The organism is Hymenobacter plasmatis, assembly GCF_020711255.1.
Lineage (GTDB): Bacteria > Bacteroidota > Bacteroidia > Cytophagales > Hymenobacteraceae > Hymenobacter.
Genome location: NZ_JAJFAW010000030.1, coordinates 1 through 15,226, shown reverse-complemented (window position 1 = coordinate 15,226; position 15,226 = coordinate 1). Strand labels below are relative to the sequence as shown.

The 15,226-nt window shown below is 48.0% G+C and carries 13 protein-coding genes and 3 pseudogenes; 5 read left to right on the top strand and 11 right to left on the bottom strand.

The window, feature by feature from the left end; genetic code table 11:
* Positions 1–108 precede the first annotated feature (108 nt).
* The 4 genes from LJ738_RS18465 to LJ738_RS18450 form a co-directional block, all read right to left on the bottom strand.
* The gene (locus LJ738_RS18465) at positions 109–1,374 is read right to left on the bottom strand and encodes a glycosyltransferase (RefSeq protein WP_227787832.1); all 1,266 of its coding nucleotides are present in this window, start codon (positions 1,372–1,374) and stop codon (positions 109–111) included.
* Positions 1,371–2,576 (bottom strand): glycosyltransferase family 4 protein, encoded by a 1,206-nt coding sequence (locus tag LJ738_RS18460; RefSeq protein ID WP_227787831.1) that lies wholly within the window; start codon positions 2,574–2,576, stop codon positions 1,371–1,373. Before LJ738_RS18460 ends, LJ738_RS18465 begins: the two co-directional genes overlap by 4 nt.
* 80 nt (positions 2,577–2,656) lie before the next feature.
* Positions 2,657–3,610, bottom strand: coding sequence for a glycosyltransferase family 2 protein (locus LJ738_RS18455; protein ID WP_227787830.1), 954 nt, complete (start codon positions 3,608–3,610; stop codon positions 2,657–2,659).
* A 139-nt stretch (positions 3,611–3,749) separates the two neighbouring features.
* Positions 3,750–5,522, bottom strand: coding sequence for an ABC transporter ATP-binding protein (locus tag LJ738_RS18450; RefSeq protein WP_227787829.1), 1,773 nt, complete (start codon positions 5,520–5,522; stop codon positions 3,750–3,752).
* A 499-nt stretch (positions 5,523–6,021) separates the two neighbouring features.
* Here LJ738_RS18450 and LJ738_RS18445 point away from each other — a divergent pair, with 499 nt between their 5' ends.
* The 5 genes and pseudogenes from LJ738_RS18445 to LJ738_RS21670 form a co-directional block, all read left to right on the top strand.
* Positions 6,022–6,282 carry a transposase gene (locus LJ738_RS18445; RefSeq protein ID WP_227787828.1) on the top strand — a complete coding sequence of 87 codons (261 nt, stop codon included), beginning with the start codon at positions 6,022–6,024 and terminating at the stop codon, positions 6,280–6,282.
* 37 nt (positions 6,283–6,319) lie between these two features.
* Complete coding sequence (locus tag LJ738_RS18440; RefSeq protein WP_227787827.1) at positions 6,320–6,919, top strand: DDE-type integrase/transposase/recombinase; 600 nt, start codon at positions 6,320–6,322, stop codon at positions 6,917–6,919.
* Between the two features lie 100 nt (positions 6,920–7,019).
* Positions 7,020–7,187 (top strand): annotated as a pseudogene (locus tag LJ738_RS18435) (hypothetical protein); the annotation flags it as partial.
* A 67-nt stretch (positions 7,188–7,254) separates the two neighbouring features.
* Positions 7,255–7,374, top strand: a pseudogene (locus LJ738_RS21675) (IS701 family transposase); the annotation flags it as partial.
* Between the two features lie 153 nt (positions 7,375–7,527).
* A pseudogene (locus LJ738_RS21670) lies at positions 7,528–7,770 on the top strand (transposase); the annotation flags it as partial.
* Positions 7,771–7,810: 40 nt separating this feature from the next.
* Here the strand turns inward: LJ738_RS21670 and LJ738_RS18430 are convergent.
* The 7 genes from LJ738_RS18430 to LJ738_RS18400 form a co-directional block, all read right to left on the bottom strand.
* The gene (locus LJ738_RS18430; RefSeq protein WP_227787826.1) at positions 7,811–8,635 is read right to left on the bottom strand and encodes a glycosyltransferase family 25 protein; all 825 of its coding nucleotides are present in this window, start codon (positions 8,633–8,635) and stop codon (positions 7,811–7,813) included.
* Positions 8,636–8,782: 147 nt separating this feature from the next.
* Positions 8,783–9,907: a GDP-mannose 4,6-dehydratase gene (gene gmd / locus LJ738_RS18425; protein ID WP_227787825.1), complete on the bottom strand. Its 1,125-nt coding sequence runs from the start codon at positions 9,905–9,907 to the stop codon at positions 8,783–8,785.
* 173 nt (positions 9,908–10,080) lie between these two features.
* Positions 10,081–11,088, bottom strand: a complete 1,008-nt coding sequence (locus tag LJ738_RS18420) for a glycosyltransferase family A protein (protein WP_227787824.1) — start codon at positions 11,086–11,088, stop codon at positions 10,081–10,083.
* 90 nt (positions 11,089–11,178) lie between these two features.
* Positions 11,179–12,201 carry a glycosyltransferase family A protein gene (locus LJ738_RS18415; protein ID WP_227787823.1) on the bottom strand — a complete coding sequence of 341 codons (1,023 nt, stop codon included), beginning with the start codon at positions 12,199–12,201 and terminating at the stop codon, positions 11,179–11,181.
* A gap of 47 nt (positions 12,202–12,248) precedes the next feature.
* Complete coding sequence (locus LJ738_RS18410; protein ID WP_227787822.1) at positions 12,249–12,821, bottom strand: acyltransferase; 573 nt, start codon at positions 12,819–12,821, stop codon at positions 12,249–12,251.
* 7 nt (positions 12,822–12,828) lie between these two features.
* Entirely contained in the window at positions 12,829–13,761 is a 933-nt protein-coding gene (locus LJ738_RS18405; protein WP_227787821.1) for an NAD-dependent epimerase/dehydratase family protein, read from the bottom strand.
* A gap of 8 nt (positions 13,762–13,769) precedes the next feature.
* On the bottom strand, positions 13,770–14,891 hold the full coding sequence (locus LJ738_RS18400; RefSeq protein ID WP_227787820.1) for a DegT/DnrJ/EryC1/StrS family aminotransferase: 1,122 nt from the start codon (positions 14,889–14,891) through the stop codon (positions 13,770–13,772).
* Positions 14,892–15,226: the final 335 nt, after the last annotated feature.

Sequence of the window (15,226 nt, the reverse complement as noted above, 5' to 3'; positions counted from 1 at the left end):
TACTCAAAAGTAATACTCGCGTGCAATGGTCCGGATGCATGCCGCATAGCATTTAGTGCCCCCGTAATGGCACGCGAATTATCCACCACCAATACCGTAAGGGGCCGGTTAATCACCGCACACCTCCTTCAGCATCTGTATCCATTGGCCAAAAATGCGCTCCCGAGTGAAGTCCTGCATTCGCTCACGTGCTAATTGGCCCAGCCGTTTACGCTCTACTGAATCGGCCAGCAAGCTGTCTATTGCACCGGTCCAAGCCATTTGGTCGGCGGCCAATGTGAGAGGCTGGTTAAGCATGGGCAATAGCACTCCAAAGGCGCCGCGCTCCACCTGCCGCAATGCAATAGTGGGAGCGGCAGAATCGGGAGCCAACATCTCGCGTGGGCCCGTGGGACAATCCGTGCTCAGTACGGGCAGGCCGCACGCCATAGCTTCTCCCAAAGCCATGGGAAAGCCTTCCCAGGCCGAAGGGAACACAAAAGCTGCCGCTGGACGCAAGTACTTGAATGGATTTTGCTGAAGCCCTAAAAAATACACGTCATAGTCCGGCGTAATACTTCCCTGCTCTTCCCACGCAGCAAATACGCGCAAGCCCAACGCTCGGGCGTGAGCAGTGAGGTCTGCCCGCAATTCGCCATCGCCCACAAATACCAATTTGGACGCATGTCGCTTTAGCAGATCCGCAAAGATATCCAGCAACGGGGCTTGATTCTTTTGCCGAGTTAGCCGTCCCGATGTTACCAGCACTGGCGCAGCGGCATATACTGCTGCCTCAGCTACTGATAACAACTCTTTACTTTTGGCCTGGATTTGCGCAACCTCAAAAAAATTATTGATGGTTTGAAGCTTCTCAGGCTTCACGCCGAAACCGGCAACGAGTTCAGGAATGATGTCGCGGCTAACCGTCACAATACGGTCAGCTCGATTATAAAGCGCCGGTATTAGCACTTTTTTTCGTAGCCAGCCAACAGGGCCTTGTATATTGGCATCGTGCAGCTTAGAACCATGCACGCATAGAATGATTTTCCCCGGGCCGCCGCTAAGCAGGTTTACATAGTCAGCCCCTTCTAGGTGGCTGATACATGCCACTGGACGCAACTGCTCCCGCATCCGGCGCAGCCCGTTGATGCGTCGCCGGAAATTAAAAAGCTTAGCCAAAGCCCCGCCTCCCCCGTCCACTTCCAGGCTGACCACAGAATTGCCGCTCGGGTATAAATCGCCGCCTTTAAGATTGAACACAGCTTCTGTCACGGTGTATGACTTGGCCAACTCTATGCTGTGGTCGTGAAATACACGTTGCGCACCACCAAGGCCAAGGTTGGGAATGAGCAAGATGATACGGCGGCTTCCTATACTAGCATCAGATGCTGTCATGCTATTCTGGATTGAATAGCAGACTGAAACAATTCTTCATAAGCTATCAAGCAATATTTCATGCGAAATTTTTCGAAAGCTAATGAGGCCCGGTGCTTATGTTCAGCTAACAATTCAGGCTGGATAATATAAGCATGCATTGCCTCGGTAAGCTGATTAGGATCCGTAAGTCGCCAATTGGCTTGTTCAAGCAATACTCCAGCTAAACCTTCAGTAGATGTGAGCATTGCTGGCACTTCCCCAATACGACTGGCTATTACAGGCTTTCCACATGAGAGGTACTCCGCAATAGAATTAGGTAAGCTCTCACCATGGAAATAGCTAGGCAGTAGTCCTACGTCAAAGGTATCGATCCAATCAATTGGATTTGAAGCAAAGCCTGTAAAGTGCAATCGCGGATGCGGATGCATTGCTTTTAGTTTCATAAGGAAATCACTTTCTCCGACAAGCACTAAGTGTAATTCTGGATATGCACTTTCCAAGCCCAGAAATGAATTCACCGCATGTGCCCACCCTTTTTCGGGAATTCCACGAGCTACCATTCCAAATACCTTAGCATCGAAAGGAATACCCAGGGCAGAGCGTGTGTGTTGAAGCCCCTTTGTTACTTGGCCATCAAATCCGTTATAAATCTTACGATTTAAAATGGTCTCAAGCGGCCGAATTCCCACCTGCTGGAATATTTCCAGGTTTTTACTTGTGAGATATACGATAGCCTTTGCATGCTTAAGAGCATATACTCCTTTATCTACAACAATCCTCGCATTAGCTTTATGTAGAAACAACTCGTAGCAGCCGTGCATAGTAATCACTAGCGGAATAGTTGTCCCTTTTAATGCCAGCGCAGCAGCATAGTCTGCCTTTATTGTATGGCTGTTGACTACATCCGGACGCAAGCGCCTGATTAGTTCTTGCAAATGGTTAACAACGCTTCTTTCATGCAAGGAACTATTAATTCCTAATCGCCGACATAACCCATCGGCCTTGCGTAGAACCCATTCCCATCTAGCCGAATAGTCGCCATGCGATATAACTGGTACATCAGGTGCAAGTTGGCGCACCAATTCCTTGTTCAACAAGTGTGCATAATGACTGTAGAGATGAACTTCATGTCCGGCAATCCGCAAGGCCTGCGCTAGCCGAAGTGCAAACGTCTGCGCGCCACCAATGCGTAAGTCTTCAAGAGCAATAAGAATTTTCATACGCGCATACCTCGCAACTTTTAGTCGCAAATCTTAATTGAGAAGACCAAACACAGTTTTTAATGAAATTCAGAACGGCATCAGGGCTGGGGGATACTACGAATAGTGCTCCACTTAATTTGGTGCCAGAAGATAGAAGTAAGATAAATATCAAATAATTTAAAATAACTAGACAGGAACCTTGTTTTCACAGAAGCCGCATGTAAAAAGGCTCGCAAAGGCATCGCAAAAGCATGAATAATGACTCCATAAATCAGTTTATAGACATAATTGCGCCTTGAATACCCCATCATGCCTTTACCATCATTAAACAACTGGGCCTCAGTCTTCCATCGTCTTTCTGGAATACTCCAATCATCGAATTTATCCCACTCGTTGTGTACCACAACATTTGCAGCATCAACATAATAGCAAATGCCTTTGTCAAGAACTCGCTTTAAGAAATCAACTCCTTCATAACCAAAGTCGAATGCTTCATTCATCCCACCAACGCGCAAATAATCATCCCGTCTCATCGAAAAGCATAACTCCCAAAATACATTCTTCATCGCACTTTTGAACAATGTACCATCCTGCCAGTCATTTGCCTTATTTAATTTTTTATACCTCGTTTCATAAGAATCTTGTGGAAAATACATACCCAACATTTGGCCAAGGAATGTATGCTTTTTCAAATCAATTACTTGTTTTGAATGCACCCAAATTGCAGAAACCAAATATGGACCTGACAGAATTCGCGAAACCTCAACGAGCCTTGCAACATTATCAGTATCTAGGACTATATCATCATCAATAAAAAACAATACATCGTATTTAGCTACTCTTGCGCCCAAATTACGGCTTGATGAGACATTATTAAATTCAACATCTATAATACGTAATTTTGAATGTTGAATATTGACCCTTTTGATTTTTTGCTTTATAACTATAACCTCACCTGGTATATTATCTAAAGCAGTTAAAGCTGCTTGAATTGACTCAAGCAAAATTGTGGTACGAGTACCAGTTGATGGGATTACAATGGAGATAGACATTAACTCGAAATTGAGCAGTGATAATATGAGCTAATTACAAGATAATTTGATAAAAAAATCGCGTTATTAGTTCGTGTCAATGAGTAGTCAGTAAGCACTTGACAAGAAATTTTATACAAAACTCCTTATATATAATAAACTAAATGATACTCTGTATCAAACTATCATATTGATGTTCAGCAATTACTTCGCCAAGACCCAGCTCGTAGATTCTATCGCACCCACGCAGTGTAGTGATTCGGTGGGCAATAATAAGAATAGTTATTTCTGTGCCCGACAATTTATTAATAGCTTCGTTCACCTCGCGTTCAGTTTCGTTATCCAAAGCACTTGTCGCCTCATCCAACACCAATACTTCTGTACGTTTATACAAGGCTCGAGCGATGCCGATGCGCTGACGTTGCCCCCCCGATAATTTAGAGCCGCGCTCCCCAATATAAGTGTGGACTCCTTGAGGCAACCCATTGACAAAGGTTTGCAACGATGCTTGTTCTATTGCATAGTCCAGTCGCGCTCTGTCTATCTTCGAATCTCCTAGTGTTATATTATCTTGAATGGACGCTTCCATTAGAAAGGTATCCTGCTTCACATATCCAACGATGCGGTGCCAATCCACGAGGTGCTGAGCCGTTAAAGGCTGTCCGTCTATTAAAATGCTGCCGGTTTGCTCGATGTAGAAACGCAATAGCACATTCATAAGAGTGGTTTTACCGGAGCCTGAACTACCAATAAAGCCAATCTTCTCACCCTTTTTGATGGTTAAGCTTATATTCTTTAATGTTGGGTGACTCTCTTCACCTGGGAAACTGAAGCACAAGTGGTCGAATGCCAAAGTATGGTTAAAGCGCAGTGGTAGTTGGTGCGGAGGGGGCATCTCATTATAATGTGGCTCCCGGTATTCTTCCAGATTTTCGATGCTGGACTGGCTCTGCTTAATGTACATCAGCGATGTAAGCATTCGGTTTACTGATGGCATCATTCTGTATGCAGCAGCAGCAAATAAACCTATTAGCGTAATTAAATTGGTGGATGTACCAGGGACAAATATTGCATAAAAAAAAATGGTCAGTACTCCTAAAATGGCAACCATTTCTATAACTTTCAGAGGCAACAACGAATATAGAAAGCCTTCAGCACCTAAAAGTTGTAATTCTCGCTCATTTTCCAAAAGCCTGTCACGAAAGCGGTATTGCTTATGGGCAAGCTTTAATTCAATAAAGCCAGAAAATAAATCACTAATAAGACCATAGGATTTGGGCCGCAGTTTGTTTACCTGAAGTCCGATACGTTGTGAACGAGACCTCAAAAAGCGATAAGTCAACACAGCTGAAGGAACTAGTACAGTTGCCAGCAACATCAGCAGCAACGGCTTATAAAGAATAATACTAATCACGATAACTAGCATTACAGCCATTTCTGAGAACAGACTGAAAAGTTGCTGGATTACCATGCTAACGTAACTTTGTGGAACCGACAAAGCACTGTTAATTAAATTAGAGGAGCCTAAGTTATTAAAGTTCCAATATGGAAAGTGCAGATATTTATCAATCTGTGACTTAATGATACCTAAGCCTATGTCGGCAGTAAACCTTGCCTGCAAATAGGTCACCCAAGTAGCAAATGCATTTTTAAATAGAAAGAAAAAAAATACTGATATAATTAAGGCTAAGAGAAATTTTTGCTCGGATTGAAAGTGCAAACCTTGATAAATTGCTGCGAAAAATCTATTTTTTTGTACTCCGTTCGGTTCAGCAGCTACCATCATTATAGGCACAAGCGACGCAAGACCTATCACATCAAGAAAGGAAGTGAACAACAATAAAATGAACATCCAAGCGGCTTTTCTCTTCTGTGAACCCGAAAGGTAGAAATTTACGCTTTCAAGCGAGTGCCTTATAATTCCTTTACTCATGCGTATCTTAAAAAAAATATTTGTTTTTTAGTGCTGAAGCCTTTTTGCATTGAAGCCTCCTATCGTTAGGATTCTTCGATAAGCCCAGCATTAGGGGCTATTTGGAAGGACTCAGATAATAAATGCCACGCCCTTTTGCTTGCTTTCATCAGCAAAGATAAGTACGACAAGCTGAGGTAACCTCAGATTGCAACCAGACGTTGACCTTCTCCCATTTACTAGTCCGTTTGGAAGTAGAGCATCAGGCGTTCTGAAGCTCGACCATAGACGCGGCAGCTGCTACTTCATCGGGCGTTATATTCTGGATGGTGGTCTAACTGGGTGTGATTAGTATAGTAGTGTTATGATAGTCACGGCTCAGTTAGGCGGGCGGTGCGCCTGGGGTGGTCTAGCTAAAACGGACAGCGAGAAGTCTTAACTTCCGCTGCTCATGACTGAAAACCTGAATTGAGGTGGTCCGGCTAAAACGGATAGTGAGAAGTCTTAACTTCCACTGCCCATGACCGAGAAATTGAATCCTGGCGGCCTGCCCGCCACCCGCAAGCAATATACGCCCGCCTTCAAAGCCGAGTGCGTGCGCCAAGTGGTGGCCGGGGCCCGGCAAACCGCCGTGGCTCGCGCCCAGGGCATTTCGCCGGCCTTGCTGGGCCGCTGGCAGCGCCAGGCGCTGGAGCAAGCCGTGCCCAGCAGCGCCGAGCGCGACGAAATCAAACGCCTGCGTGCCGAGCTTAAGCGCGTGGAAATGGAGCACGACATTTAAAAAAAGTCGTGACCATCTTCTTCCAGCCCCCTTAGTCATGAGCCGCTACCAGTTCATTCGCGCCTGCACCGAGCGCTGGCCCGTGCAGCTGCTGTGCTGGGCGCTGGCCGTGAGCCCGGCCGGCTACTACCAGTGGCAGCAACGGCCCGCACGCTCCACCGCGCAGTGGCAGGAAGCCGCGCAGGCGGCGTTTACGCGCCATGCCCGTCGCTACGGCACCCGTCGGCTGCGGGTCGAATTACGCGCGGAAGGCCATGCCGTGGGGCGCTACGCCCTGCGCTCGTGGCTGCACCGCCACGACCTGCGGGCGCTAAGTACCCGCCCGCAACGCCCCCGCACGACCGTCGCCGACCCGGCCGCGGTGGTGGCCGAAAACTGCCTGCGCGGCCAGCCGGCCCCCACCGCCCCGAACCAGGTGTGGGTCGGCTACATCACATATTTGCCTTTAGTGGGCGGGCGCTGGTGCTACCTGTCCACCTGGCGCGATGCCTGCTCCCGCCGGGTCGTGGGGTGGCACCTGGCCGCGCAGATGCCCACCGAACTCGTGCTCCACGCCTTGCAGCAAGCCCTGACGGCTGCGCCAACCCGAGCCGGGACTCATCGTCCACGCCGGCCGGGGCAGCCAGTACACGAGTAAGGCCTGCCGCGCCCGCATCGCCGCCGCCGCCGTGCCCAGCTTTAGCCGGCCCGGCAACCCCTACGACAACGCGTAGGCCGAAGCCGGCTGGAGCACGCTCAAAACCAAATTACTGCCCGGTGGCAGCCCCTTTGCCTCACTGGAAGAAGCCCAGCTGGAAGTGACCCACTACCTCGACACGTACTTCAACCTAGACCGCCGACACTCCGCCCTGGACTACCGCTCGCACCACCAATTCGAACACGACCTGAAATCCAACCTACCTTAGCTCACTGTCTGTTTTTGCTGGACTACCCCACTTAGCTCACTGTCCGTTTTTACTGGACCACACCATCTTGCGGTCCGTCCAGCCGGCGGTGCTTGTAACCAGGCAAGTCTTTACAAACAAGGACGGCTCGCAGGGCATGCTATACCTGGTCAGCAGCGATACGAGCCTGGACCACGCCCACTTGACGATGATTTACCGGCGGTGGTCTAAAATGAGGTGGTGCGGCTATTTGGGCTAATTCTATCAAGCAGAAAAGCTTTGTTTTCGATACGCTGGCTGCATTTTGAGAACGTTAATTAATTGACCAGACCTCAAGGTATCACCCTGCTTTAGACCACCGCCGATTTACCAAAGACGGTGGAAAGTCGAAGAATACCACAAGTAACTCAAACATAACACGTCGATGGGCAAATCACCCACGAAAACGCCCAACACCCAGGCCAACCATTTCTTTGCCGCTATTCTGGCTTACACCAAGTTAAAGGTACTCAAATGCGAAATGGGGCATTTCCGTTTGAAAGCGCAACTCTATTTGACCGGAATCAAAGCCATGTACCAGGAATTAGCCCAATTCACCGCGTAACATCAGTTACAACCTCATCCTGAATTAGACCACCACAAAGTTAAAAAGTATTGAAGGGACTAGTAGTAACGAACCGAATAGCCGACTTGTTATCCATCCTCTTTTTATTCCTCTTATCTAAATACTGTAGTAAAAAAGGAATCCTCTTTCTTCGCACAATTGCGGAAACCTTATTAACTAATAATGTCAATTGCTGCCGGGCAGGCGATTGTATCGTCGCAGCGTAATCAAGAGTGCTAGGGAAAATGGCTGGTTCAACAGGTTTAGGATATAAGCAGCGGAAAGATGTGAAGGCCCCATTACGATAGTGTGAACCCCAGGCATCAGCCGGAACGCGCACGGGTAATGTGGCAGCCAACATTTTCGTTGCAACAGCGGGGGTCATGACATAAGCCATCGCCGCAGCTATATCATCGAGATTAGTTGGATAAAATAGTGTGCTTTGTTCGGTTATTATTCTCGGGTCTAATAAGCTAAATTTAATGGGATTTTGACCATGGCTATAATAGGAAAGTGAAATAATTTCCTCAGTTGCAATTTCTTTCTCAATTATAGCCAGTAAAGACTTAATGTTTGGTGCTAGAACGATGTCATCCTCAATCAAAAGAGCCGCCTTATCGCTAGAAGCAGCTATGAGGCTGTATATTTTTGCGTGCGATAACGCACACGCCTGTACTCCCTTTGTGAAAAAAGGATTTGAAAGCACGGCTGCTTCATCCGTTGAGGCAGCAAAATCATCAGATGTCATTTCCTGATAATCAATTGCATCCACGATTTCATATTCTAAGCCTCGGGATTTAAGGTGGCCTTCTATATAGCGACGCCGCTCAGTATCGCGACGCAGGCTTACGACATAAACTTTCATATGAACACATAACAACCGTGGTGGAGTAAGCTTTCGGAATGTATTTTATTACCGAGTATAAATATTACCCGTTCCTGCCCTTCTCCCTTTATTCTATTACACGAATCCTCTTTTATTAGGACCATGGTATAATCGATCAAATACTTGCTATTGATGCTGTTCATGTTGCCACGATACTTTGTGTCCCCCTTCCAACAAGTAGGCATCTCGTTTAAATAAATCAATATCACTATTCATCATATCCTTGACTAGGGCCGGCAGATCGTACTTGGGTTCCCAACCCAATTTGGCCTTGCACTTGGACGGGTCGCCAATAAGCAGTTCCACTTCAGTGGGGCGGAAGTAGGCAGGGTCTACGCGGCACACCACGGTGCCGATTGGTACTTGGTACTCCGGATTGAGGCAAGCCGCTACGCGTCCAATCTCATCTTTACCGGTTCCTTCGAAGTCAATTTTTAACCCTACTTCCCCAAACGCAAGGGCGACAAAATCACGTACCGTTGTGGTTACGCCCGTAGCGATGACAAAGTCTTCTGGTTCGTCTTGCTGCAAGATGCGCCACATGGCTTCTACATAGTCTTTGGCATGCCCCCAGTCGCGCTTTGCATCCAAATTACCCAGCGCAATGTCATCGCGCATACCTAATACAATCTGCGCCACCCCACGGGTAATTTTGCGGGTTACGAACGTTTCGCCACGCAGCGGACTTTCGTGATTAAACAAAATACCATTGCAGGCAAACATGCCGTAGGCTTCACGGTAATTTACCGTAATCCAATAGCCATAAAGCTTGGCAACGGCATAGGGAGAACGCGGATAAAATGGCGTAGTCTCACTTTGGGGAACTTGCTGCACCAGACCGTATAGTTCGGACGTACTAGCTTGGTATATTTTAGTTTTTTTAGTAAGCCCAAGTAAGCGTACAGCTTCTAAAATACGTAGTGTTCCCACCCCGTCAACATCAGCGACGTACTCAGGTGCATCGAATGATACCTTCACGTGCGACATGGCACCCAGGTTATAAATTTCATCGGGCTGTACTTCCTGAATGATACGAATCAGGTTTGTGGAATCCGTTAAGTCGCCATAATGGTTGGTCAAGCGCGGATTTTTACGGCCATGGCTGTCGGCCATCAGGTGGTCGATGCGGTCGGTATTGAATAGCGACGAACGGCGCTTAATTCCATGGACATCGTATCCCTTTTCGAGCAGAAACTCGGTAAGGTAAGCGCCATCCTGGCCAGTAATGCCAGTAATCAGAGCAACTTTCATATTAAAAACTTAAAGAAATGTATTTATTTGTACCCACTATTATTACTGCTGCATTATTAAATTAAACAGTCGAGAATAGTAATTAGGTTTGCACTCTCTCTGTCGTGCTTGAGAAGCTATTTATTTGGAAATAGCACGGCTCTCGTAGATCACACGGTGAAAATAAGATTAACCTAACTCTGGTTGATAGATGGCAATGTTTTGGCAATTGATGATTCATTCGCTCGGAAAACAAACTCAGTAGAGTGCTGTCCATTATACTCCTTCATATACTCATCTGCTATTCTAAAAGCAGCGTCAAGCACGTCATCACCAGCTTTGTGTTGGTAATGAGTAGGAAAAGAAGGAATAGTAGGCGCTTCCCATACAGGAATATTAAGCATCCGGAAAACCGCATTTTTAGCTGGGCGAATTGGCTTTTTAAGCCATTCTTTGTAAGGGATGCGCTGCTTGAGAATACTTGCAGTATCATTTCGAAACTGCTTATCATAGTAATACATCATACGTATGACTTCGTCATCACGTAATGGTGCATTGAAATTGCGAAAATTGCTCTGCGGATTATCTAAGCGCATGCTCAGCCAAGCCGAACTCCAAGCAATGTTAACATTTAAAGCGGTAATGCGGAAAGTAAATTCAGAATCAACAAGTACTGACCCTGTATGAAACAAACCGGTCAGTGCAAGTGATGAACGGCGGATGATGAGGGAAAGACCGATTAAGTGGGTAACTGCACCTTCATTATACCAACGTAGAAAATTTATTCTATTATATTCATAGAAGAAGATGTTTGACAAATCCTCTAATACTATAAATCCTGAATTTGCGCATAACACGTCTACTTCGGGACGAGAAAGCATGAAGTCGGCTGCTTCGCGGATGGCCGGGTAACAAAAGGCGTCATCGTCTGTGATGATCTTAATCAATTCCCCCCTGGCCATTAGCATGCACTTGTTGAAACCGTGCGCTTCGCCTTTGTCACGCTCCGAAACGTATTGCTGAATCAAGCCCGCGTCGAACAGCCCTCTTAAATACGCTGGAGTCCCATCCTTGCTTCCCCCATCGGCCACGACAATTTCCTCGTCGGGCTGCCGGGCAGCCACCAAACGTTCCATCACCTGCTTTAAGTAAGGCAGTTTATTGTAGGTGGTGACCACATACGATATTTTATAATCAATCATATAAACATGATGGTGAGATTCTTTTCGCTTGCCGCGCTATTGGTCCATTAGTAACCCATACGTCTGGCATACGCTTATGTTCTTTACGGACTATTGACTAATTGGCAAAACTTTGACGATGTCAGAGGTACTGGTTTTGAATACAAATTCGGTTGCATGTGCAGCGTTAAAATTAGCCATGCAGTTATCTGCCAATTGGAATGCAGTAATTATTGGGTCGTCTACCGTGTCCTTATTGTAATCAGTTGGGAAGGCCGGAATAACTTCAGGCTTCCAGAGCGGAATATCTAGTAACCGAAAAATCGCATCTTTTGCTGGCCTTATGGGTTTTTTGAGCCATTCAACCGGTTTATTAAGCCATTCTTTGAGGGGAATCCGTTGCCACAGAATGCTTGCAGGATCATTACGAAAACTTTTGTCATAATAATACATTACACGAGCCGCTTCTTCGTCACGTAGTGCTGCATCGTATTTATTGAAATTGCTATCAGGGTTGTCTATCCTTACGCTAAGCATTGCCGAACTCCATCCGATATTTACATCTAAGGCAGTAATACGAGCAGTAAACTCTGTGTCTACCAGTACTGCATTCGTATTAAATAATCCAGTCAACGATAAAGATGAACGGCGAATAATAAGTGGCAGTCCAAGCATAATTGTAACTGTAGAATCTTTGTACCATTTTAAATAGTTATTCCGGCTGTACGCATATAAATTTATAATACTTAAATCATTTATATACAACTGTCCTGAATTTGCGCATAACACGTCTACTTCGGGACGAGAAAGCATGAAGTCGGCTGCTTCGCGGATGGCCGGGTAACAAAAGGCGTCATCGTCTGTGATGATCTTAATCAATTCCCCCCTGGCCATTAGCATGCACTTGTTGAAACCGTGCGCTTCGCCTTTGTCACGCTCCGAAACGTATTGCTGAATCAAGCCCGCGTCGAACAGCCCTCTTAAATACGCTGGAGTCCCATCCTTGCTTCCCCCATCGGCCACGACAATTTCCTCGTCGGGCTGCCGGGCAGCCACCAAACGTTCCATCACCTGCTTTAAGTAAGGCAGTTTATTGTAGGTGGTGACCACATACGATATTTTATAATCAATCATATAAACATGATGGTGAGATTCTTTTCGCTTGCCGCGCTATTGGTCCATTAGTAACCCATACGTCTGGCATACGCTAGCATTTTCTCACGTGGCCGCACTCTTATTGGCCGTGCGGGCACACCTACGTACACAGTCCATGGCTCAGTATCCTTCGTTACTAATGAGCAGGCTCCAATTACGCTACCTTCCCCTATTGTCACGTTTGGCATTATTACGACGTTGGTGCCGATTCCGGCAAAACGCGAGCAACGAACAGTACCAAAAACCACAGTATCACGAAATTCTTCGGGAACTGTTACGCTTGTAAAGCCATCGCCCATAAACTGGTCAGAGCCGCAAATGATGCGACTGCCAGCAGCAATAGTCACAAAATCTTCTACAATAAATTTACTTTGTGCCCCCCCAATTATGGTGATATAGGGCGAGAGATGAATATAGTCGCCGATTTCGGCCGCTGTGGTCAAGTACACACCTGAGTCGATGGCGACGTGGCTGCCTACGCGTACCAGATGTGGCCGACGAATCTCGACCTTAGCACTAATGAAGACATCTTCCCCACAGCTTTGAAGCAGGGAGGTGTCGTATTGGTCGCTTTGTAGCAGTTGGGTATTACCGGCCATAAAAGAATTAATAAGGGTAAACCGATTCGTAGTATTTCACCGTCTCGGCAATGCCATTCTCAAAACCGGTGAACTTGAATTCCGGGAATATCTCACGAAACTTCTTGTCATCCATCACCTTCTTGGGCGCGCCGTCGGGCTTAGTCGCATCCCATTTCAGCTTGCCTGGGTAGTTAAACTTATGCTGGATAATGTCGACCAGCTCTTTCACGCTCAGGCCGTCGTTCTGGGCCAGGTTGGTGGGCTGTCCCAACCCTTCGCGGTCAGGGTTCTGTAGCACATCCCACATGAGACGAGCAAAATCGGGGGCATAAAGCCACTCGCGGATGGCCACGCCGGTACCCCAGATAGGCAGTTCGGGCTGATTGGTTTTGCCCGCTTTCACAAACTTCGAAATCAGCGCATTCAGGGCGTGGGCCTTGTTGGGGTCGGTCGAGTCGTAGGGCCCATACATGTTGGGCGTGAGTAGGTGAATGCTCCGAATGCCGTACTGCAGCTGAAAGCACTCGGCTACAGCCCACAGCAGGCGGCGGCTAGTGCCATAGCTTAGCACCGAGCGATGTAGATGGCCGTTCCACCACTCGTCTTCCTTGAAAATATCGGCAGTGGCAGGATAAGCGCAGTTAGCGATAGGGTTGACAACCAGTGCCTTGGGGCACTCCTGAGCAACAGCTTCGTACATCCCTAGCACCATGCGCGAGTTATCGGATACCACGGTGGCGGCCTTCTCGGTCACGTAGTTGAGGCTGCCTACGTGGGCGGCACAGTTGATGATGTGCGTGGGTTGGTGCTCGCGCAAAAAAGCGGCGGTGGCCACCGTGTCGCGCAGGTCGAGGCCGGTGGTGAGCGAGGCGCCCACAAACTCCACCTCGTGCGAGCGTAACATGTCGGCCACGTTGCGGCCAGCGAAGCCGGAGGCTCCAAACAATACAATTTTCATAGGATAACTTACCAACCCTGCTTTATGACGTCGATGATGTATGCTACCTGCTCAGAAGTCAGGTCATCGTGCAAGGGAATGTGAATCTGGGTCTCGTCGAATCGGCGCTGGTTACTCAGCTCCGAGCGCTTGCCACCGAAAAGCGTGTTGTTGTCAATGCCATCGTGTACCACAGAGGCAGCAATACCGTTGCCTTTGAGGGCGCGGATAAACTGAAGCCGGTTCTCCACATGGAAGCCGAACAGCCAGTGGGCGCTTTCACGGTCGGTTTTACGCTCGAAGTGCGTGATGCCAGGCACTTTTTGCAGGCCCTCTTTATATTGCTCCACCAAAGTACGGCGGCGCGTCATCCGCTCCTGGAAGCCGTCGAGATTGGCAAGGCCCAAGGCGGCGGAGTAGTCGTTGAGGTGGTATTTGTAGCCCACGTCGAACAGGTCATACTCACGCTCCCCTACCTCATTCGTCGGTGAATTGGCGCGGTCGATGCCGAACCAGCGGCGACGAAACACCTCGCGGGCTTTCTCCGGATCGAGGGCGCAGAGAGCGCCGCCGTCGCCGGTAGTCAAGTGCTTGATGGCTTGGAAGGAGAAGCAGGTAAAGTCGGAGATTGAGCCAATGTGCTGGCCCTGGTAGGTGGCACCGGGTGAGTGAGCCGCGTCTTCAATTACCAACAGGTTGTGCTTTTTGGCAATGGCCTTGATTTCGACCATGTCGCAGGGGTAACCGCCCCAATGCACGGCCATAATGGCCTTGGTACGCGGGGTGATGCGGTGCTCAATGTCGGTCGGGTCGATGTTGCCGGTGTTATACTGGATGTCGGCAAAAACCGGCTTGGCTCCTACCTGTACTACCGTCAGGGCCGAGGCTATGAACGTCTGCGGGGCCAGAATAACTTCGTTGCCGACACCCACGCCAGCAACTTCTAGGGCCAGGTGCAGAGCACTGGTACCGCTGTTTAGAGCTGCGGGATTCACCATTCCCAGTTCGGCTGCCAGACGGGTTTCAAACTCTTTCACCAGTTTGCCCTCGCTCAAAAAAGTACTTTGCAGCACTGCCGCCACCCGTTGCTGGGCCGAGGGGTGTACAAAAGTGGTGAAAAGCGGAATAAAGCTTCCACCAGGTGGCAGCATGGCTTTTGCTCTTAAAGGTGTCACTGAAATATCAGCCATAGGAAACAAGCGAGATTGGGCCGTAAAGATAAGGACAGACCAACGTTCCGCTGTGTATACCTTGGAAACCCGTTAGCTGCCAAGCCAGCACAAAAAACTGACTTATAAGCTGGCCGCATGCGCTAACGCCTACTGCGGAGGACTGTTTGATTTTTGCCCGAGCTGACGGTACGATGCGGCTTCTTGCTCATACTTACTTATTAAATTGCAAATTACTCTCTTAGAGCGTGTTGGGGAATTAGTTGGGGTGTAACCTATTGAGGCACATGGTTGAGTTGGCAATCAGCAACCAAGTT